Source organism: Nostoc sp. C96, assembly GCF_059384975.1.
Genome location: NZ_CM182020.1, coordinates 874,141 through 895,590, shown reverse-complemented (window position 1 = coordinate 895,590; position 21,450 = coordinate 874,141). Strand labels below are relative to the sequence as shown.

At 39.2% G+C, this 21,450-nt stretch carries 16 protein-coding genes; 8 read left to right on the top strand and 8 right to left on the bottom strand.

Annotated features, from left to right (window positions below; translation table 11 throughout):
* Positions 1-25: 25 nt before the first annotated feature.
* Complete coding sequence (locus AC504W_RS03900) at positions 26-1,441, bottom strand: isochorismate synthase (protein ID WP_494876332.1); 1,416 nt, start codon at positions 1,439-1,441, stop codon at positions 26-28.
* Between the two features lie 450 nt (positions 1,442-1,891).
* Between AC504W_RS03900 and menA the strand changes: the two genes are divergently transcribed.
* From menA to AC504W_RS03885, 3 genes are all read left to right on the top strand, one after another.
* Positions 1,892-2,791, top strand: coding sequence for a 2-carboxy-1,4-naphthoquinone phytyltransferase (gene menA, locus AC504W_RS03895; protein WP_494876331.1), 900 nt, complete (start codon positions 1,892-1,894; stop codon positions 2,789-2,791).
* Positions 2,792-2,957: 166 nt separating this feature from the next.
* The gene (locus tag AC504W_RS03890) at positions 2,958-3,947 is read left to right on the top strand and encodes an o-succinylbenzoate synthase (RefSeq protein ID WP_494876330.1); all 990 of its coding nucleotides are present in this window, start codon (positions 2,958-2,960) and stop codon (positions 3,945-3,947) included.
* The gene (locus AC504W_RS03885) at positions 3,932-5,338 is read left to right on the top strand and encodes a 2-succinylbenzoate--CoA ligase (RefSeq protein WP_494876329.1); all 1,407 of its coding nucleotides are present in this window, start codon (positions 3,932-3,934) and stop codon (positions 5,336-5,338) included. The genes AC504W_RS03890 and AC504W_RS03885 overlap by 16 nt, the downstream gene beginning before the upstream one ends.
* 396 nt (positions 5,339-5,734) lie before the next feature.
* Here AC504W_RS03885 and AC504W_RS03880 read toward each other — a convergent pair whose 3' ends face one another.
* From AC504W_RS03880 to AC504W_RS03865, 4 genes are all read right to left on the bottom strand, one after another.
* Positions 5,735-6,181 carry an acyl-CoA thioesterase gene (locus tag AC504W_RS03880; protein ID WP_494876328.1) on the bottom strand — a complete coding sequence of 149 codons (447 nt, stop codon included), beginning with the start codon at positions 6,179-6,181 and terminating at the stop codon, positions 5,735-5,737.
* 85 nt (positions 6,182-6,266) lie between these two features.
* Complete coding sequence (locus tag AC504W_RS03875; RefSeq protein WP_494876327.1) at positions 6,267-7,352, bottom strand: T3SS effector HopA1 family protein; 1,086 nt, start codon at positions 7,350-7,352, stop codon at positions 6,267-6,269.
* A gap of 78 nt (positions 7,353-7,430) precedes the next feature.
* Positions 7,431-8,669, bottom strand: a complete 1,239-nt coding sequence (locus tag AC504W_RS03870) for a phosphotransferase family protein (RefSeq protein WP_494876326.1) — start codon at positions 8,667-8,669, stop codon at positions 7,431-7,433.
* Positions 8,670-9,934: 1,265 nt separating this feature from the next.
* Positions 9,935-10,252: a TMEM14 family protein gene (locus AC504W_RS03865; protein WP_494876325.1), complete on the bottom strand. Its 318-nt coding sequence runs from the start codon at positions 10,250-10,252 to the stop codon at positions 9,935-9,937.
* A gap of 87 nt (positions 10,253-10,339) precedes the next feature.
* On the opposite strand from AC504W_RS03865, the gene AC504W_RS03860 reads away from it, so the two are divergent.
* The 5 genes from AC504W_RS03860 to AC504W_RS03840 all read left to right on the top strand — a co-directional run bounded on the left by AC504W_RS03860 (position 10,340) and on the right by AC504W_RS03840 (position 17,237).
* Positions 10,340-11,677, top strand: a complete 1,338-nt coding sequence (locus tag AC504W_RS03860; protein WP_494876324.1) for an ATP-binding protein — start codon at positions 10,340-10,342, stop codon at positions 11,675-11,677.
* A 35-nt stretch (positions 11,678-11,712) separates the two neighbouring features.
* Positions 11,713-12,984 carry a tellurite resistance TerB C-terminal domain-containing protein gene (locus AC504W_RS03855; RefSeq protein ID WP_494876322.1) on the top strand — a complete coding sequence of 424 codons (1,272 nt, stop codon included), beginning with the start codon at positions 11,713-11,715 and terminating at the stop codon, positions 12,982-12,984.
* Positions 12,985-13,040: 56 nt separating this feature from the next.
* Entirely contained in the window at positions 13,041-14,369 is a 1,329-nt protein-coding gene (locus tag AC504W_RS03850; RefSeq protein ID WP_494876321.1) for an ATP-binding protein, read from the top strand.
* A gap of 54 nt (positions 14,370-14,423) precedes the next feature.
* Positions 14,424-16,598 (top strand): DEAD/DEAH box helicase, encoded by a 2,175-nt coding sequence (locus AC504W_RS03845; RefSeq protein WP_494876319.1) that lies wholly within the window; start codon positions 14,424-14,426, stop codon positions 16,596-16,598.
* Positions 16,599-16,880: 282 nt separating this feature from the next.
* Positions 16,881-17,237, top strand: coding sequence for a phage tail protein (locus tag AC504W_RS03840; protein ID WP_494876318.1), 357 nt, complete (start codon positions 16,881-16,883; stop codon positions 17,235-17,237).
* A gap of 204 nt (positions 17,238-17,441) precedes the next feature.
* On the opposite strand, the gene AC504W_RS03835 is transcribed toward AC504W_RS03840, so the two are convergent.
* From AC504W_RS03835 to AC504W_RS03825, 3 genes are all read right to left on the bottom strand, one after another.
* A complete protein-coding gene (locus AC504W_RS03835; protein ID WP_096583759.1) occupies positions 17,442-18,065 on the bottom strand; it encodes a cytochrome c oxidase subunit 3 in 624 nt (207 codons plus the stop codon).
* A gap of 104 nt (positions 18,066-18,169) precedes the next feature.
* A complete protein-coding gene (gene ctaD, locus AC504W_RS03830; RefSeq protein WP_096583761.1) occupies positions 18,170-19,930 on the bottom strand; it encodes a cytochrome c oxidase subunit I in 1,761 nt (586 codons plus the stop codon).
* A 92-nt stretch (positions 19,931-20,022) separates the two neighbouring features.
* Positions 20,023-21,129, bottom strand: coding sequence for a cytochrome c oxidase subunit II (locus tag AC504W_RS03825; RefSeq protein WP_494876317.1), 1,107 nt, complete (start codon positions 21,127-21,129; stop codon positions 20,023-20,025).
* Positions 21,130-21,450 lie beyond the last annotated feature (321 nt).

Sequence of the window (21,450 nt, the reverse complement as noted above, 5' to 3'; positions counted from 1 at the left end):
AATTCTGATTTCTAATACTCATTGGCTAAACCAGCGCTTTTAATAACGCCTGGAGTTTTAGTTGTACCTCAGCAAATTCTTTATCAGGATCAGAACCGGCGACGATACCTGCACCTGCGTAAAGTCTAGCGCGATCGCCATCGATTAGTGCCGAACGAATCCCCACAATAAATTCACAGTTACCTTGAGAGTCTATCCAACCTAAAGGTGCAGCATATAAACCCCTCTCAAAGCTTTCGTAACGCCGAATTTCTGCACAAGCCACATCTCTTGCTGCGCCAGCCACAGCTGGTGTCGGATGCAGTTGCGCCACAATTTTTAAGGGGTGGACATTAGCGGGAACTATAGCGCTAATGGGTGTCCATAAATGTTGGATATTAGATAGCTGTCGCAAGCGTGGCGGTAATACCTGCGGTGATAATCCTAGTTGTGATAGGCGTTGAGTAATAAAATCAATTACTAACGAGTGTTCGTGTCTTTCTTTTTCACTGTTGAGTAAGCGATTTGCATTTGCAGCGTCTTCCTCTGGCGTTTTACCCCGTGGTGCGGAACCAGCTAACGCATCAGTAATTAATTGTTGATTCTGAATACAAATTAATCTTTCAGGACTTGCCCCAATAAAGTTTTGTCCTTTACCATTACTTGTGGAAAAAACATAACAATTAGGATGGATTTGTCTCAGATTATCTAATGATTTATATAAGTCAAACTGATGATTTGCCCGCACATCTAAAGCATCTGCTAGGACAATTTTGCTTAAATGACTAGCCTGGATTTTTTGTAAAGCTGAAACAACAGAACGTTTAAATTCTGTACCCTGCGTTACAGATTGCTTACTAAAGTGTGTGGATAAAAAATCCAGTTTGGGCGAGAAATATTCTAAAGAATTAATAAGTTCAATTTTACTCCATAAATTATGCCAGATTTTTTCTAAATTAGCGTTCGCTGTTATTAATATGTTGGCGACTAAGATGCAGCGCTGATTTTTGACGGCTATTTGCCAACGCGGTAAAAATATCGTCGCCGAGGGAAACGGATAGTCTGATTGAATGTTTTGGTTAAAAAAACTAAAGTAACAAAAAAAACGAGGGCTGGCAAAAGGTTGGTGAATATCTCCAAAATTAATGATATTTTTTAGACAATTTTTGATAAAATATTCTGCTTGATTAAAACGGTCTTGACCATCAATTTGTAATTTTGCGACAGCATCAATCGCGGCGATCGCTTCTCCTTTACCTCTGTTCTCAAAGTAAAAATTTATTTCATTTGCTTGCGCTAGTTTAGCCAATACAACTAAAGGATCAACCCAGTCAAGTTCTAGGGAAATACTCACAATTTGCCGACAATTATTGTTGAGGCAATTTTCGTGAACTGCTAACAGAAATTGGTATATGTCTTTGTGCGTTACAAAGAAGTTGTTACGACATGGTGAAACTGTCATGGATCTAATAATAGTAAATTTTTTTTAAGTTATCTTCCTAAAGTGTAATTAATCATGGTCTATTTCTACAGGTAACATATTCAGTAGACATTTCACCAGAGTATAGTTTGCTTTGTTTAGGGTATTATCAAACGCTGACAAGCTATGCTCAGTTTCAACGCGTAATCAAAGAATAAGTTTTACTAAGGAATGGTTAATCAATCCCAAAAAATGCTGAATGTTAAGTGCTAATTGCTGAGTAAAATAAATAAAGAAGAATTCAGAAGTCAGAATTCAGTAATCAAAATCAAGAGTGTAGGGTATTCCAACCTGCCATTAATTGTAGTGCAGTAATTTTTAGCTTTTTCGTGAATTAAAACCCATGTATTTATATACAATCATCACAAATTGCTGCTGAATTCTGACTACTGACTCCTGAATTATATTTTGATAAACAATGAATGTTAACTAATGACTACTAAGCAGATTTCACATCCCAAAAGTAAGCTGTGGATGGCGGCAATTAAACCGCCGATGTACAGTGTGGCAATTATGCCTATTTGGATAGGAACAGCAATTGCTTTTGCCGAAACTAATATTTTTAATACAACAGTATTTATCACGTTTTTAGTAGCTGCAATATTAATTTTGGCATGGGAAAACATGAGCAATGATGTTTTTGATTCTGAAACAGGAATCGATAAGAATAAACATCATTCACTAGTGAATTTAACAGGAAAGAAGTCACTCATATTTTGGTTAGCAAATCTATGTTTGGTGATTGGTTTGCTAGGAATATTAGCGATCGCCACTTGGCAACAAGACCCAACTGTGATCATCATGGTGTTGCTGGCTTGTGCTTTAGGCTATATGTACCAAGGGCCGCCCTTTCGGTTAGGATATCAAGGATTAGGTGAAATTCTCTGCTTTTTTGCCTTTGGGCCGTTACTAGTACCATCTGTATATTACAGCCAAACGCAAACTTGGTCGATCGCCAGTTTTGCCGCTTCAGTGATTGTCGGGATTGTCACCAGCTTAATTTTGTTTTGTTCACACTTTCACCAAGTTAAGGATGACATAGTCGCCGGGAAGCGATCGCCAATTGTGCGTTTAGGTACAGCTAATGGTGCGAAAGTTTTAGTTTGGTTTACCGCCAGTATCTATCCTTTTTGCTTATTGTTTATCCTTTTGGGAGTTTTCCCAGTATGGACATTGTTGAGTTGGCTAAGTTTACCTTACGCCATCAAATTATGTCGCCATGTCCAACAAAATCACAACCAGCCAGAAAAAGTCAGCAACTGTAAATTCATCGCTGTCGCTGTGCATTTTTGGAGTTGCTTGTTATTAGGTGTAGGATTTTTCATCGGCTAATGAGTTGCAAAAGGTACGAAAAAGAATAATGAACCGCAGATGAACGCAGATAAATTTATAAGCTAATCGTCATTTAAATTGCATCATTTTGATGGTAATAAAAGCTGCAAACTTTTCCCTTGCTCCCTGCTCCTTGCCCCCTTGCGGCTTCAATGTGCAAACTAAAATGCTTAACAGCTTACCTCAGCACTCAATACTTTTCGAGTTTCGTCCTTATCAACGGAGATTTGCTAAACCACTAATTACCCATCATGGTGTTTGGGATACCCGCGAAGGTATTATTTTGCGGCTTGTAGATGAAGCAAGAAAAATTGGCTGGGGAGAAATCGCGCCTATCAGTTGGTTTGGTTCAGAGACTTTAGAACAAGCGTTAGATTTTTGTCGCCAACTACCTAACAAAATTACATCTGAGATGATTTCGGCAATTCCTGACTGTTTACCCGCTTGTCAGTTCGGGTTTGAATCAGCAATTGAGAGAGTGAGGAGTTGGGAGTTAGGAGTGGAAAATAATTTCACTTGTAGCGGCTTACTTTCTGCGGGGGAAGCGGCGTTACAACAATGGAAAACGCTGTGGGAACAAGGATATCGCACATTTAAATGGAAAATTGGTGTAGATGCGATCGCTAAAGAACTAGCAATATTTGATACCTTAATTCATAGCTTACCCCTCTCAGCCAAACTCCGCCTAGATGCTAACGGTGGACTCAGTTATGCAGAAGCGCAATTATGGCTGGAGGCTTGCGACAATATCCAGGGTGAATTACCTGTAGAAATTGAATTTTTGGAACAACCCCTAGCTGTTGATGAATTAGTAAAGATGTTGGAGTTAAGTAGATTTTACAGAACTGCGATCGCTTTAGATGAATCCGTCGCCACACTCCCACAAATTATCAGTTGTTATCAACAAGGCTGGCGAGGAATTTTCGTCATCAAACCCGGAATTGTCGGTTCACCATCAAAGCTGCGACAGTTTTGCCAACAACATCAAATTGATGTTGTATTCTCATCTGTATTTGAGACTGAGATTGGTAGACAAGCTGCACTTAACCTAGCAGTCAAATTATCTCGTAAAAACAGAGCAGTTGGTTTTGGCGTTGATCATTTTTTTGCCCAAGCAGAAATAACAAATCCTGAAAATCTATGGAACAACCTTTAACTTATCTGCAAAATTTAACTCAAAATAATTGGCTAATTGCTAACAACAGCAATCAATTTCAAACAATAGCTGAAAAATTATATTTAGAACTCACGGAAAGATTAAAACAACATCATAAACCACTCAAAATTATCTTAGCTGAACGCGAACCAGTCAAATTTTTAGCTAGTTTCCTCGCCGCTTGTGCAGCCAATTGTTCAGTTTTTCTCTGTAACCCCGACTGGGGAACACAAGAATGGGAACAAGTATTTACATTAGTCCAACCGGATATCATTTGGGGAATAGATTCTAGTAACCCCTTAGCACTCAGCACTCAGCACTCAGCACTCAGCACTCAGCACTCAGCACTAATCATGATTCCCACAGGTGGTTCATCAGGGAAAATTAAATTCGCCATCCACACATGGGAAACTCTCACCGCATCTGTACAAGGATTTACAGAATATTTCCAGTTAACGCAAGTGAATTCTTTTTGTGTATTACCTCTATATCATGTTAGTGGATTAATGCAATTTATGCGTTCTTTCACTACTGGAGGGAAACTAGTTATCTTGCCATTTAAATCTGTAGAATCTATTCCAATAGCTTCTATTCAATCATCAGAATTTTTCCTTTCATTAGTACCAACTCAACTACAACGCCTTTTACAAAATTCTGAATTAACCCAATGGTTAGCCCAATTTCATACTGTAATGTTAGGCGGCGCACCAGCTTGGCAAGAACTATTAGAAAAAGCCCGATTTCACAATATTAGGTTAGCACCAACCTACGGTATGACAGAAACCGCCTCGCAAGTTGCCACCCTCAAACCTGATGATTTTCTGCAAGGTAAAATTAACAGTGGGCAAACTTTACCCCATGCCGAGGTAATAATTCGCAATCAACAAGGTGAAGTTTTACAACCTCATCAAATTGGGAATATTACTATTCAAGCCAAATCTTTAGCCCTTGGTTATTATCCTCACAATTGGGAAACCCAAAATTATTTCCAAGTAGATGATTTAGGTTTTTTAGATACTCTTGGTTATCTGCATATAATTGGACGCAACAGCGACAAAATAATTACAGGTGGCGAAAACGTTTACCCAGGGGAAATCGAAGCGGCTATCCGCGCCACGCAAATGATTGTTGATGTTTGTGTAATTGGTGTACCCGATAAATATTGGGGACAAGCATTAACAGCTATATATACTCCTCTAGATGCTAATATTTCTACTCTAGAAATTAAAACTGTACTGCAAGATAAACTCAGTAAATTTAAAATTCCTAAATATTGGATTTGCCTTGAGGATTTACCCTGCAACGCCCAAGGTAAAATTAATCGTCAAGCACTACAACAAATAGCAGCAGAATTTTTGCAAAATCACAGAGAACAAGCAACACTAAAATAATGCCTTACTCCCTGACAATTACCTCGTTCGTTACAAATGAGGTAGCGTTAATAAGAAACCTTACGTTATTCGTCACTAATGAGTTAAGGTTCTCTATGGATGAGGTAGCGTTAATAAGAAACCTTACGTTATTCATCACTAATGAGTTAAGGTTCTCTATGGATGAGGTAGCGTTAATAAGAAACCTTACGTTATTCGTCACTAATGAGTTAAGGTTCTCTATGGATGAGGTAGCGTTAATAAGAAACCTTACCTCGTTTGTCACCAATGAGATGTAGGTTGGGTGCAGGAACGGAACCCAATATTCTCAAAACTCTGTTAGGTATAGCGATAGCGTAACCCAACCGACTATTCTCTACTTTTAACTCTGTTCCCTGATATCGTCACAATTTAACCTTACATCACCTCGCGTGCTTTCCGCCTCTCCGCGCCCTCTGCGTCTCTGCGGTTCGTTTCCAACCACTGTATAATTTCCTCAGATAATTCTTGCTTAGTTCTACTATTCACATCAATACAAACATGGCGAGTAATTGCCTTAGCAACTAACACCTCTGTAATACTAATTTCGTAAGCAATCTCAAACTTATCCGCGCTCAATTTTTGGGGAATTAGACTAACATTTAACTTATCTCCGCAATACATTGGGCGCAGAAAATCAACATTAGCATGAACAATCGGAAAAGCAACAGCAGGCTTAGTAAAAAAAGCCTTGATATTTATTCCTGCTGCGTTGAGAGATGCTTCATAAGCTTCATGACAAATGCTCAAAACATTAGCAAAATAAACTACACCCGCAGCATCAGTATCTGCAAAGCGCACGGTACGATTATAAATAAAAGACATTTTTGTATAATTAAAAATTAAAAAACAAAATGGCAAACTATTCAGCCTGCCATCTCAAATTATCTCACTGCAATCGCGTCAGTTATCAATGTAAGGGGTAATATATATCTTCAGAATGAGGGTTGAGATAAGGGCGTTGCAAGTCAACTGAATGGATAGCAAAGTGTTTTTCAATTGACTTCATTCGCTCTTCCATTGCATCTTTACCTTTTTGCCATACTTCCAATAAAGCATGAGCGACAATTTGACAACGATTCATTCCAAAACTTTCTTGCACGGCAAATTTTTGAATTGGTTCTTCAGCTAAACTTAGTCCTGGAGCTAAAAACTTAGTGAATAAAGGGATTCCTGGCTGAAAATGCGATTGATGTTCTGCATAAACAGCTTGAAGAATTTGGTGAATTGCTGGGTAGTTTTCTCGTTCAAAATAAAGTAAGCCGGAGTCGTAGCGTCCGTAAGCTCTAGGATTGTAAAGTACTTGAAAGGTAAAGGGAAGTGCAGCTTGGTTGAGTTGCTGCGTTAGGCTATCCATGAGGGCGATCGCCCCATCTGCCGTAATATTAAAATAGATTCTTCCTGTTCCCAATTCCGTATCTACACTTTGCTGTTCTTGTCCTACATCACTTACAGCTACATAACAGCCATTTTGTAGATGATTTTTCGGCATCCAAATAGATACCGACTCACCCGGTTTAGCAGACTTGCTATGAGATTTCAGATGACAATCTGGCTCAATATATAACGTTAAACCACATTTTGTCACCGCCATACTCCCATCAGGTTCTTGACGTAAAACTTGCCAACTAGGGTCGAAATATCCTTTACCGTGGTTATTCGTGTGCAGTTGGGCGTAAAATTCCCAGTCAATACCCAAATGAGGATTATTAGCTAAATTCTGCTGTGGTAAGCCATTAGCTGTATCAGAATTAACAGCTAAAACATTTTGTAGAGAACCGTTGTAATAAATCCCATATAGGAAATTACGCAGTAGCAACGTGAGATATTTTTGCTGTAAAACCGCAGAATTCTGCTGAAATCTATCTGCTATTTTTGTTGGTAAAGCAAAAGTTTGATAGTCAGGATGATGAATCGAAAAGTTAGATTCAATCTGGATATTTCTCGCAATATCAAACAGAGAATTTAACAAAGGGTTGGTAGAAGTGTCTAGCATTGCTGAATGGAGAGTAAGGAGTAGGAGAGAAAAGGCAGAAGAACTATTGACTATTGACCGAGGAAAAATGACAATTATTTAACATCCGCGCAGACGGGTTTTTTCGTAGTATAAGGGAACCAATTTTGGTGATTTTTGCGGTTGGGTTAGTTGATGCTGTTTAGCCATCGGTGCAATAATTTCTGAGGCGGTAACACCAAAAACATTGTTTACAGATTTCTCTGGTATGGTTAGCAGATTTTGTGCTACTTGTAGCGCACACATATCAGTATTATCAAAGTGTTGCTGATACTTGATTTTGTCTTGAATTTGGTGAATTATTCCGAGTCCTGCAAACTGGATGACACGCTCTACAAAATCTGGGCGGTGTTCTAAAATAGCAGGAAAAGCCTTGAGATAAGCTTGAATTAAAGCCAGTAATGAAGGTTGAATTTCTGCTAGTGGTATCATCGCTAACTGCAAAGATTCTTCTAACTCCAGCATGGAATCTACTACTAAACTAGAAAGCCAAATTTTTAAATAGCTGGCGATTAAAGTGCCTAAATCATAAACTGGATCTCCCCACGCGCAAGCTTCCCAGTCTATCAGGCGCACTAGGCAATTATCGAGTTTATCCCAACGAGAATGTAGCAAAATGTTGTGCAACTTCAAATCGTTGTGAGTTAAACAGCAAGGTTTCCATTCACAAGCTAAATCTGCGATCGCATATTCTAAGCTTTCATAGCGCTGATAAAATGTATAAAATTGCCATGCTGATTTTGGCACTGCACCAAAAATATCAGGTGTAAGTGATTCTATACCCTGCGCTGGGTTGTAAAAGTTATAGCGATACTGTCCTGCTGGCGCTGTCGCCATAAAATCTCGATATTCTCGGCGCTGGAAAGTTGTGCGATGCAAACCTGCAATTGTGGTACCAATAGCAGTGGCTATTTCTGTAGGGAAGCTATAGCTATGTTGATAAAAGTTACCTAATTCTTGATATTCACTTAAATAATTGCGGACAAGAATGGAATTTTCTTCATCATAATGTACTACTAATGATGCGATCGCGGCAATATTACCTAAAACAGGAAACTGCTTGAGTAATTGGTGAAATAACCACTCATTAAAAAATTCATGGAGATTTCCGTCATTTTCCTGATGATGTTCTTGTTTAACTAGTAATTGGCGACGATTTCCCAGTGTCACTAATAAATTGAAATTCTTTTTGCTACTTCCTGGCACATCAGATAAATCTGAATTGCCATCTTCTAAGCTACACAGTCCGATTGCTTGCAGATACTGAATAACGCTTTGAGAAGATAGTGGTAATAACATATTTGATTTCCTACTTCGTAAAAGTGCTGAGATAATCAATTACTTAATTTCAGGATTATTGTTACTTGCGGACTTTAAGTAGATAGCGATAAGTATCTAAATATCAATTATTCTTTCTTCTCCAGTAATATCGTATTTCTGATATCTATAACTGCCAAAATGGCACGATTACCTTTATTTTTGCTTTAAATATTACTGAGCATTACTATAAAAACTTTAAAATCATAAGATGCTTTTAGTGAAAATACTAGACTGAGGTATTCATTGATTTAATGACTTTATAGTTTCCTCGATAAGTCAAAATAAAAAAGTAATCAAAATCACCTTAATATCATTTTCTTGACTACAATTTGGCGTAATTTTTATGAATATGACAACATTATCTTGAACATAAAGCCTTATATAGCAAGCTTTATGGTTTTTTATGATTGATGTTGACTATCTGTTAATTTAGTTAATATAGATAGTAGTACAACCATTTAGTATCATAAAAAACATGTTATCAATTTACCTAATATTTGTTAGATAAAAGTGATTTAGGATTTAACTGAGTCATAGCTCCACGTTAATAATTGAATATTTACCTAAAAATACCTGTCTCTAGATGGATATTAGATAAAACTTAGGATGCAAAACTCAATCAGGACTGTAATTCATCCTGAAATAAGACTAATAAATGTCATATACATAGTATGTTGCGTTATCAAAGTGAGATGAACGCAGAAACCCCGGTTACTGAATGGGTAAACTCTCGGCTGTACCCAAAACTGTCAAAATCATATCCAATATTATTTTTATTTATCATTACCAAATAAATAAAACCGGATGTTTTGGCAAAAGGATGCTGAATTTTTTGCGGTCACATATTAATAATTTATGCTGTGACTTCAGTAGTAGGCAAGATTTTTTACTCACGCTGTCTTATTGCCTAGTACAACAAGGCAAAAGTAAAAAATAAAAAGGAAAAAGAAAGAATAGTGACACCACAAGCCTTTTAGCAATTCCAGATGTCACTGAGTGTAGTTGTACTGAGCGCAGCCGAAGTAGTCGAAGTGTGTTCTGTTGATTTACGCCGACCTGTACTAGCGATCGCCACAGCAATACAATAATATAAATGTACTATGACAGAAAACTCATATATTCTTACACCATGTCACGAAAAAAATGAGACAAATTTATGGGTTTCTCATTCTTTCCCCCTGCTCCCTGCTCCCTGCTCCCTGCCCCCTGCGGTCTATTTGTATCAAACTTAAAGTGAAACGGAATTACCGCCCCAATAGCTGATGTGCCATCACAGCCAGCGTCAATGCACCTAAAACAATCATCAATCCCGCAGGCATAAACTTGCGTGTCTTAGCAAACCTTAAAGCAAACACAACCACCAAAACCCCAGTCACACAAACGGCTAAAATCAAACCCCAAGGTTGCCCTTGAAGTTGCCAGTAAGCAGATAAAATCAGCAACAAACCGCTAATACAACCACTGAGGAGCGAAACTTTACTGCGCGCCTGAACGTAGCCCATAATTCCACCGACAATTGCTAAGATACCGTAAGCAAAAGCAGCAATTATACTTAAATTCATTGTTACAACCTATGTAGATTTTGACTTTACAGCCAAGGTCGGCAGACAATTTACCATAGCTATTGAGCTACATCACCCAGTTGATTGATGGATATTCCAGCGATGGCAACGGCAAGTACTTCGTCATTAGCCCAGGTTCAATTTCTCCAGCGTCAAGCAGCATCTCTTTTACTCTACCAATCTGTTCTCCAGAGCGAAGCCGCGATCGCCTTTCTGGAACTGTTGCAAGCAATACGTTACACTGATGCCGACGCTAGGGGTTGTCTCCAAGCCTACGGAAATTACTTCCACGCCTTAGCAGCACACAATCAAAATTGGGAAGACTACTTAATTTCACAAATTCTCCTTTGTGAAAATCCCTTTAGCCGAATGGCGCAACAAAGAGATTTCTCGGAGTTACCTCCAACTTTAATTGCCGCCGCCCAAAATGATTTACAGATATTACAAAGTCTTTATGAATGCAGCACTGCTTGTCTTAGCGAATGGGTGCAGACTGTTGCTCATTTACCTGTTTCGCCTGTAGTTTGGTATCAAGAACACAATCATCTCAGCAGCAACACAACCGTGTATTTGCCAAATTGGGAACATTGGGCTGATGCTGTAGAAGAATTAGCTGCTTATTATCGCAAATTTGGCGTAGGTTTATTTGCTGAGTATCGCGCCTTACGTTGGCAAAGTGGGCAGTTTGCCGGTATTCCTTATCCTGACCCAATACAGTTAAGTACACTGGTAGGCTATGAATGGCAGCGTGATGCTTTGCTGAAAAATACAGAGTTTTTATTATGTGGCGAAACAGCATTGCATGTATTACTTTACGGTAGTCGCGGTTCGGGTAAATCTTCTTTAGTCAAAGCCTTATTGAACGAGTATGGAGAACGTCAACTGCGTGTACTAGAAGTAGGCAAATCTGACTTACAAGATTTACCCAAAATTGTCGAACAGTTACGCGGGTTACCCCAAAAATTTATCATCTTTGTGGATGACCTCTCCTTTGAGGAAGATGACGATGCGTTTAAAGCCCTTAAGGTAGTTTTAGAAGGGAATTTAACCGCACGTCCACAAAATGTAGTTGTTTATGCTACCTCGAACCGCCGTCACCTGATTCGGGAATATTTCGCTGATAGACCCACACCCAAAGATCACGAAGAAATCCATGCTTGGGATACCATGCAGGAGAAGTTATCATTTAGCGATCGCTTTGGTTTGACATTAACCTTTGAACCAGCCAATCAACAGACTTATTTAACAATTATTCGCCATTTAGCAGCACAAACAAAAATTAATCTCAGCCCAGAAGATTTAGAATATCAAGCATTACAGTGGGCAACACGTCATAACGGTCGTTCTGGACGCACAGCACGACAGTTTATTGATTTTTTAAAAGCAGATATATCTCTCTTTAGTACAACAAATATTCAGTCTTAATTACGAATTACGAATTACGAATTAACACCAGCAATATGCAAGCAGTAATGGTCAGTAATCGGTTTCTTTTAGGCATAGTTGCCTTTAGTGTAAGTTTTGGGCTTAGTCTTGTTCCCAACTGGAATTTTAGTCAAGCCTTCATTACAGGCATAATTACTGTACTTGCTACTTATGCCGCAGCATTATTTGTTGATAAACGACGTAGACATCACGAAATGCTGGTGTTAGTGACCTTACGTAAACACATTAAAGAGCAAGAAGCTTTAAAAAATCGCATTTATCGAGAAATCAAACAAATAGAAGAACATCGCAGTTTATTATACGCCGAAAACCAAAAACTCCAAAATCAAATTGCAGAATCTCGCAATCAAAGAGATAGTCTACATCGAGAATTGAGTAATTTTGCTGGGCAGAAAAAACAATTAGAAACTGAAACTAATAACCTAAAAAATACAATTAAAACTCTAGAAAAAACAAGCACAGAACTGAGTAACACTTGTACTAATCTCACAGCCGAAAAACGCCGCTTAGAGTTACATAGTAATGTTTCTCATGCTGAAATTGTCCAGTTGCAAACTCAAATTGCTCAACTACGACAAGATAAACAAGAACTTGAGAACAATTTAACTTTATTAGGTAGACTCAAACCTCAGCTAGAAGAAAAAATGTATGAACTCAGAATTCAAATTCAAGAACTAGAAATCGTTGTTAATCAGCAGAATAAATTATTAGCCGACACGATAACAGAAAGAAACGACATCATTAGTAGACTGAATAACTTAACTCAGCAAACATCAGATAAAGAATCAGAATTACAACAGCTAAATAGTCAAGTTTCTATATTACAAGAAGAACGAGATTTATTACAAAACCAAGTTTGGGAATTACTCCAACAAACAGAAACACTTAATTTAGAGCATCTACCTATAAATCTCCCCATCGAAGATGAACCAGAGTTATTTCCTTTTGCCGATTTAATTGCCACTCCAGAAGATCTAAGTGAAGACTTACCTGAAGAATGGACTAATTTATTAGAAAAATTACCAGGGCATGAAATTGAAGTATTAAAAGCAATATTACAAGCAGATAATCCCAAAGGGACAATTAAACAAATTGCCGAAGCAAATATTACCATGCCGAATCTCTTAATTGATTCAATCAATGACCGAGCAAATGATACCATTGGCGAATTAATCATCGAGCCAGGAGAAGACATTCCCGAAATTTATCAAGAACACCTGAACAATGTCCGCAAAATGATTGCTATGTACGAAGACCTGATGAGTAGGCAAGCCTCATCAAATTAAATTTACTTGTTATCGTAAAATTATTATTGCGTTAAATATCAAATCTAGTGAAGTACATGGCAAAGCTCAAAATCTCGAAGAAAATTTCCACTGCTTTAATTAATTCCCTAGGCGCAGGAGTAGTACCAAGACTAGGAGTTGAACATATAGCAGTTGGTCGAGAACAAGAACTTAAAAGCCTGATACAAAATCTAGATGATATTGCAGAAGGTGTAGCAGCATTTCGCTTTATTATTGGTAACTATGGTTCCGGTAAAAGCTTTCTCCTACAAATGATTCGCAACCGAGCAATGGAGCAAGGTTTTGTAGTAGCTGATGCTGATTTATCATCCGAACGTCGCCTCGCAGGAAGCAACAACGAAGGTTTAGCGACTTACAGAGAATTAATGAGTCACCTTTCCAGCAAAACCCGTCCTGATGGCGGTGCTTTAGTTTCAATTTTAGAAGGCTGGATTAACAAAATCCAGCAAGAAGTTGCCAAAGAAACTAATATGCGTCCAACAGACGAAGGTTTTGATGACCAGGTGGAAACCAAAATTCGAGAAGTTGTACAGTATATTGAAGATTTAGTTCACGGCTTTGATTTTGGTAACGTCATTATTGCTTATTGGCGTGGTTATAGATTAGATGATGATAATTTAAAAAATGCGGCTTTGCGTTGGTTACGCGGAGAATTCAGCACTAAAATTGAAGCCAGGGCTGCTTTAGGGGTGCGGGTAATTATTGATGATGAAAGTTGGTATGACTATATTAAATTATTAGCGAAATTTGTTGCCGAAATTGGTTATAAAGGTCTATTAATTTTATTAGATGAAGCGGTAAATTTATATCAAATATCTACTACTGTTACCCGCGAGAAAAACTATAACAGACTGCTGGCAATGTTTAACGATACCATGCAATGCAAAGCCGAACATCTGGGAATTTTTATTGGTGGTACCACCAAGTTTTTAGAAGACCAAAATCGTGGCTTATTTGCTGACCAAGCTTGGCGCAGACGTACCAAAGAAAGTCGCTTTGCTACCCAAGCGAATGTTCAGGAGTTTTTAGGGCCAGTTATTCGGTTAAACCCCTTGAGTGAAGCGGAAATTTTCACGCTGTTACAACGCCTGAAAGAAATTCATGTAACCCACTATGGCTATGATAAAACGTTGAGCGATCGCAACTTACAAGAATTCTTACAAGAAATCGTGAGTCGCCTAGGTGCAGAAGCATTACTCACACCCGGCGAAATCATCCGCGACTTTATTAGCGTGCTGAATATCCTGCACCAAAATCCAAAAATAGCATTCAGTGAATTAATTCATGGCTCTCAATTCAAACCTATAGCCGTTGGTAAAAATGCAGCTATCGATGAAGATGACGCAGCAGAATTTAGTTTGTAACTAATTAAATAAGCAAAACCACAACTAATTAAATATTGACTAGTTAAACATGAGATGACTAATGCCTTTAACCGACTTGCACCCTTCATTCAAGAATATATCTACCATCACAACTGGACGGAATTACGACCAGTGCAAATTGCTGCTTGTGAAGTAATTTTTGACACTGATGCTCACTTGTTAGTTGCAGCAGCCACGGCGGCGGGAAAAACAGAAGCAGCATTTTTACCAGTATTAACTGTCTTACATAATCACCCTACAAATACAATTGGTGCATTATATATCGGCCCGATTAAAGCTTTAATTAATGACCAATTTGAACGTCTTAATGGCTTACTTAAAACAGCCGATATTCCTGTTTATCACTGGCATGGTGATGTTGCTCAAAGTCGCAAAAATCAGCTTTTAAAAAATCCCCAAGGCATTCTCCAAATTACTCCCGAATCTCTCGAAAGCCTACTAATTAATAAACACCATGATTTAGTCCGCTTATTTGGAGATTTAAAATTTGTCATTATTGATGAAATTCATGCTTTCATGGGTTCGGAACGCGGCTGTCAGATTATTTGTCAATTGCAGCGTTTAGCAAATACAATTCAATCACAACCCCGGCGCATTGGTTTATCAGCTACCCTTGGTGATTATTCACTGGCAGAAGAATGGTTAAGTTCGGGAACCGACAAACAAGTAATTACTCCCAAAATTGAAGTTGGCAAACGTCAAATTAAACTTGCTGTCGAACATTTTTATCTTCGTGATGATATTAATTCATCAGCAATATATGATAATTACCTATTTAATCTCACCAAAAATCAAAAATGTCTCATCTTTGCAAATAACCGCACTCAAACTGAATCTGTAATTGCTTCTTTGCGACAAGTTGCTCAAGAACAAGCACAACCAGATATTTATCATGTCCATCACGGCAGTATCTCAGCAAGCTTGCGTCAAGCTGCGGAAAAAGCTATGCAAGAACCTCATCATCCTGCTGTAACTGCGGCGACGCTCACCTTAGAATTAGGTATAGATATTGGCAATTTAGAGCGAGTCATTCAGTTAGAATCACCCTTATCTGTAGCCAGCTTTTTACAACGTTTGGGACGTGCTGGTAGAAGAGGTGTAGCAGCAGATATGCGTTTTGTGTGTGCTGAGAATGAACCATCACAAGAAGTATGTCTTCCTGAGCAAATTCCCTGGCAACTTTTACAGTGTATTGCCATTATTCAACTGTATTTAGAAGAACGTTGGATTGAGCCAATAAAGCCGCCTAAATATCCTTTGAGTTTGCTTTATCATCAGACGATGAGTATTTTATTAGCAACAGGGGAAATATCTCCGGCTAATTTAGCAAAACAAGTTTTAAAATTTCCACCTTTTGCGGCAATTACTCAAGAAGATTTGAAACTATTATTACGTTATTTAATTGATATTAATCATGTTCAGAAAACTGAGCAAGGTAAACTAATTATCGGCTTGGCTGGCGAAAAAATAGTAGGTAGATTTCAGTTCTATGCTGTCTTTGCTGATAATCAAGAATATGTGATTAAGCAAGGGACTACAGAAATTGGTAGTATCGTCACACCACCACCTGTAGGTAATCAATTTGGTTTAGCAGGTCGCACTTGGGAAGTTTTAGAAGTTGATTTTAAAAGGAAAGTGGTTTTAGCTAAACAAGTAGATGGTAAAGCTACCGTTTATTGGCGTGGTGGTGGTGGTAGTATTCATACAAAAATTTTACGGCGAATGCGGCAGGTTTTACTTGAAGATGTGGAATATAGTTATTTACAAAAAAACGCTAAACAACGTCTAAAAATAGTCAGAGAATTAGTCCAATCTGCTGGATTAGCAAAATCTCAGCTATTGCACTTAGATAAAAATAAATGCTGTATTTTCCCTTGGGTGGGAACGGTAACTTATCGCACCTTAGAAAGATTGCTCAATTCTTTTTGTCGAGAATCTTTAGAAATTAGTAGTATTGGGGGAATTAACCCTTATTATTTAATTTTGAAATTAGGCAAAGGTAAGTTTAAAAATCTGCAACCAGAAATTGCTTCATTATGTGAGCAAAGAATTTCCGCAGAAGATTTAGTCAGCACAGCCGAAGCGCCAGAAATGCAAAAATATGACGAATTTATTCCCCATCCGTTATTACGCAAAGCCTTTGCTCATGATTATTTAGATATAGAAGAACTTAGACAGCAAGTTGCACTGTGGAATTGTCCTGAATAGAAGTTTACTTTATTTGAGAGCGATCGCACTTAAGATAGATGTTTTCTAAATAAAGTAATTCAAATTTCAGACTGTACAAGATTAAATATGCACTCTTGGCTATAAGCAAGCTCTGACTTCTGCTAGAGGAATATTTACCTTTGTAACAGATAGTCTTGATATGTCTTTCAATAAAGCTGATTGGTTCCCAAATAGGTTGGTTTTTGACTAAATTTCATTCCTAACCTGTACTTAAAGCTAACCAATTAGTTCTAAAAACGTAAAAATAATGGAGTGCAGTTCATGATAAATCTGATTTCTCAAGCATTTTCTCGCATCAGTTCTCTGCTGAATGGTCTTCAAGTAAAGCGGTTTGTCGCTTTAGTACTAGTGGGATTTTTAGTCTTGACAACAAACGCTAATATTGAGCGTGGTAACACCAAAGCTGTAACGAGAGAACTTGATAGAGTGGTACATCAAGATAAAGCTGATAGACCTAAAACTACTGGTGAATGGAACAGAGAAGCTCGTCAAACTGAAGATGAGCCTGGTAAACGCACTCAAAGAATTGCTAAAGAATCAGCAGAAGCTGTCAAACAATGGGGTTCAGTCTATCCCGATACCGTTAAACGCAGCGCAGATGATAATGCACGTAGGTAATACAAAACAATTTTTGATTGAGTATCTCTTTCTCCATCTAGGAGAGCAGAGCGCTGAAAAAATAGCAATAGGTAGTTAAGATTGAAAAGGTGCAGTGAATATTGCACCTTTTTGGGTATAAAAATAACTGTGCTATAAAAAAACCCCTTGTGGGGGTTCAGTTTTAAGTTATTCGCGTGGAGTGAACAACTTAATCATTAATACCTACAGTAAATACAGTAATCCGAACAGAATTATCCAAATTACGTCTACAAAGTGCCAGTAGATTTCGGCAGCTTCAATACCGAAGTGCTTTTCGTTACTATAATGACCAGGGACGCGCGATCGCCACAATACTGCCACAATTGCTAAAACGCCGATGGTAACGTGCAATCCGTGGAAACCAGTTAAAACGTAAAAGGCACTAGCAAATAAATTGGTAGTTAAACCAAATTCTAGATGAGTATATTCATATACCTGCCCCACCAAGAAAATTGCCCCCATTGCGGCGGTAATCGCTAACCAAATCCGCGCACCTCGTGCATCATTCTTTTTAATTGCCGTATCAGCATTGTGCATCACAAAACTGCTGGCAATCAGATTGACAGTATTAACTCCAGGAAGTAATAATTCCAATTCTGGTGTGCCAGCAGGAGGCCACACAGGTAAGGTCGAACGAAAAGCTAGATAGGCTCCAAACAAACCCAAAAAAATCATCCCTTCAGCCACTAAGAAGACAAACAAACCAAACAAGCGATGGTCTGGATGTTCTTCGTGATGACCAACTGTGGCTGCACTATGATGATGATTTAATTCGGTTTTAGCTGGGTCAATGGTTTGACTTTGCATGAATCTTATTAAGTGTGAAGTATGAAGTATGAAAAATGCAGTATGGCTAAGAGCTAGAGAATTTTGAGAGCGAGAATGCTAAATCCCTAGCTCCTATTCCATCCTTAATCTTTATTACCCGAAACACGTTGTTCCAGGTCAGACTCGATGGTGGGATATGGCTCATCAGGATCGGCACGTAGTACCGAGTTGGGGCCAGCCGATAACAAGGGATTGGGATCTGATAACGGCACACCTTCATTAGCTCTTTCTAAGCCGTAGTCATAAGGCCCTGTAGCTAATACGGGGAATCCATCAAAATTTTCAATTGCTGGTGGCGAGGTTGTCATCCACTCTAAGGTCAGCGCTCGCCAAGGATTATTACCTGCTTTTTCACCGTACATCCAACTCCAAATTGCATTGATGATGAATGGAAAGGTGGAAACAGCAAGTATGTAAGCGCCATAGGTGCAGATTTCATTTAGCAGCGTAAATTTGGGGTCGTATTGAGCAACGCGGCGGTTCATTCCCATCATCCCTAGCTTGTGCATGGGTAAGAAGGTCATATTCAGACCCACAATTGTCAGCGCAAAGTGAACCTTACCCCAAAATTCGTTGAACATCCGTCCCGTCATTTTCGGGAACCAGTGATATATCGCGGCAAAAATCCCCAACACGCTTCCACCAAACAACACATAGTGGAGGTGAGCCACGACAAAATAAGTATCGTGAACGTGGATATCAAAAGGTACAGCCGCCAACATTACACCACTAATGCCACCAATTACAAAGGTGCCAACAAAACCAATGGCAAATAGCATGGCTGAGTTGAGTTGGATTTTGCCACCCCACATTGTGGCTAACCAGCTGAAAATTTTGATCCCTGTGGGTACAGCAATGATCATCGTAGTGATCATAAAGAACATCCGCAACCAACCGGGAATCCCACTGGTAAACATGTGGTGCGCCCAAACTATCAACCCCAAAAAGCTAATTGCTAGGGAAGAGTAGGCGATCGCTTTATAACCGAAAATTGGTTTACGAGAATGTATGGGAATAATCTCGGAAATTGCCCCGAAGAACGGCAAAATCATGATATAAACTGCCGGATGAGAGTAAAACCAGAACATGTGCTGGTAAACTACAGGATCACCGCCGCCAGTCGGATTAAAAAATGTTGTGCCTGCTAATAAGTCAAATGCCAGCAAAATCAAACCTGCGGCTAAGACTGGAGTTGACATCAAAACTAATGCCGAAGTCGCAAACATCGCCCAACAAAACAAGGGCATTTGATGTACTCCCATTCCTGGAGTCCGCATCTTGATTAAGGTGACAAGAAAATTTATCGCCCCCAAAATCGACGACGTACCCAGCAACAGCACACTCATAATCCAAATCCCTTCACCTACTTGGCCTGTCACCAAGCTGAGGGGTGGATAGGAAGTCCAACCAGCATCTGGCGCATCGCCTACAGCTAAACTAGCCACCAGCAATAAACCCCCAACAGGAATCATCCAAAAAGCCACAGCATTCAATCTAGGGAATGCCATATCTTTAGCCCCAATCATCAGGGGAATCAAATAGTTGGCAAACCCCGCACCAGCTGGCACAATCCACAAGAAAATCATAATTGTGGCGTGTAGCGTAAACAGGCTGTTATATACTTCTGGACTGACAAAATCTACTTCGGGAGTGCGTAGTTCTGTTCGTACTAAGTCAGCGAGAACACCGCCAATGCAATAAAAAATGAAGGAAGTGACGAGATATTGAATCCCGATCACTTTATGGTCAGTGTTAAAAGTAAAGTAATCTCGCCATTTTCTGGCTCCCGGTTCATCAATCCGCACCGGAAAATTGGCTGTTTCTTGTATTTGGGCTTGTGTCATAGTTAATGGTCAATGGTCAAGGGTCAATGGTCAATGGTCAATGGTCTGATGGTTTTCCTCTGGGCTATTGACTGTGGACTATTGACTTTGGACTACTTGTGAACTTGATGTAAAATTTCTGGCTGAATTCCCATTTCCTTGGTGTAAGGCGCGAGAAATTCATCTGGGGTGAGGTTGGCTGGATTAACAGCAACAGCTTTATTCAAGGTTTCATGACTAGCCACCAGCTGCTCTTGCATCCATTTGTCAAAATTTTCTTGACTTTCCACTACCACTTGGCTTCGCATCGCGCCGTGGTAGGGGCCGCAAAGTTCAGCACAAATTAGAGCATAATCACCGATTTTTCTCGGTGTGAAGCGAATTTCGCTCTGTCTACCAGGAATCGCATCTTGTTTTAAGCGGAATTCTGGCACCCAAAAGGCGTGGATGACATCATTAGCTGTCATATTGATTTGCACTTCTCGCCCGATGGGAACATGCAGTTCACCTGTGGTTATGCCTGTTTCTGGATAAGTAAAAATCCAGGCATATTGCAGACCTGTAACATTAACCGCTAAACTAGCTGGCTGGCCTGCTTTGTCGGGGCTGGAGCCAAGAGTAGGAGCTACACTACCTACACCAGGAGCATTACGAAGTTGGGGAATCTGATCAGCATTCCGTACAGCAGCGGTGGCTGGGTCTTGCATCGCCTCATCAGATTTTTCTTGATTCAGGTTTGGTGCAGTGCTAGGAGGAGTATCTGTCAAGGTAGCTGCGAGAGCGGTTCCCGCACGCTGCGCGAACGCGGCTCCGGGCATATTCATCGAACTTTGATTTATAGGCGCTTCGTGAACAGCGTGGGGATCGAAGCCACCGATTTCGTTATACACATCAAAGCTATAAACAGAAATACCGATCACAATAATTGCGGGGATCGCCGTCCAGAGTATTTCTAGAGGTACATTGCCTTCTACTGGTGGCCCGTCTTCATTGTCACCAGCACGCCGACGGTATTTAAATACAGAGTAGATTAAAACACCTTCAACAATCAAAAATATACCTACAGAAACGGTCATCATCGAGTTAAATAAACCATCAACTAAGACGGCTTCATCAGAGGCTGCTGTCGGCAACAGACCGTGATTTTGACCGTACCAAAGACTGGCTAACGTTAGTACGATGCCAATCAGTAATGTCCAGATTGAACTTGGAATTTTCACGGCTTACTTAAATTAATTGATTACGTTTTTTCAAACCTGCCCACTTACTAAGGTAGTCTAGGCTATTAAACATAAAGCCAAATGGTCTGAAATTTTTATTAATTTTTTCAGCCACTTTACTATTTCTGAGTAAAAGAGATTTATTAGATACTGACAAGGATAAATAGGGATAACTGGAAAAATTTAAGAAAAAATTTAGGTTAGGAAAATTGTTTGTCAACTGCTTATTGCTCACAACTTGAAAAATACCTAAAGCTTCAGACTAAAACCATCAGAAGTGATTCAAAGTAATAAGTGAAAGCCCATCTCTAAACTTGGCTG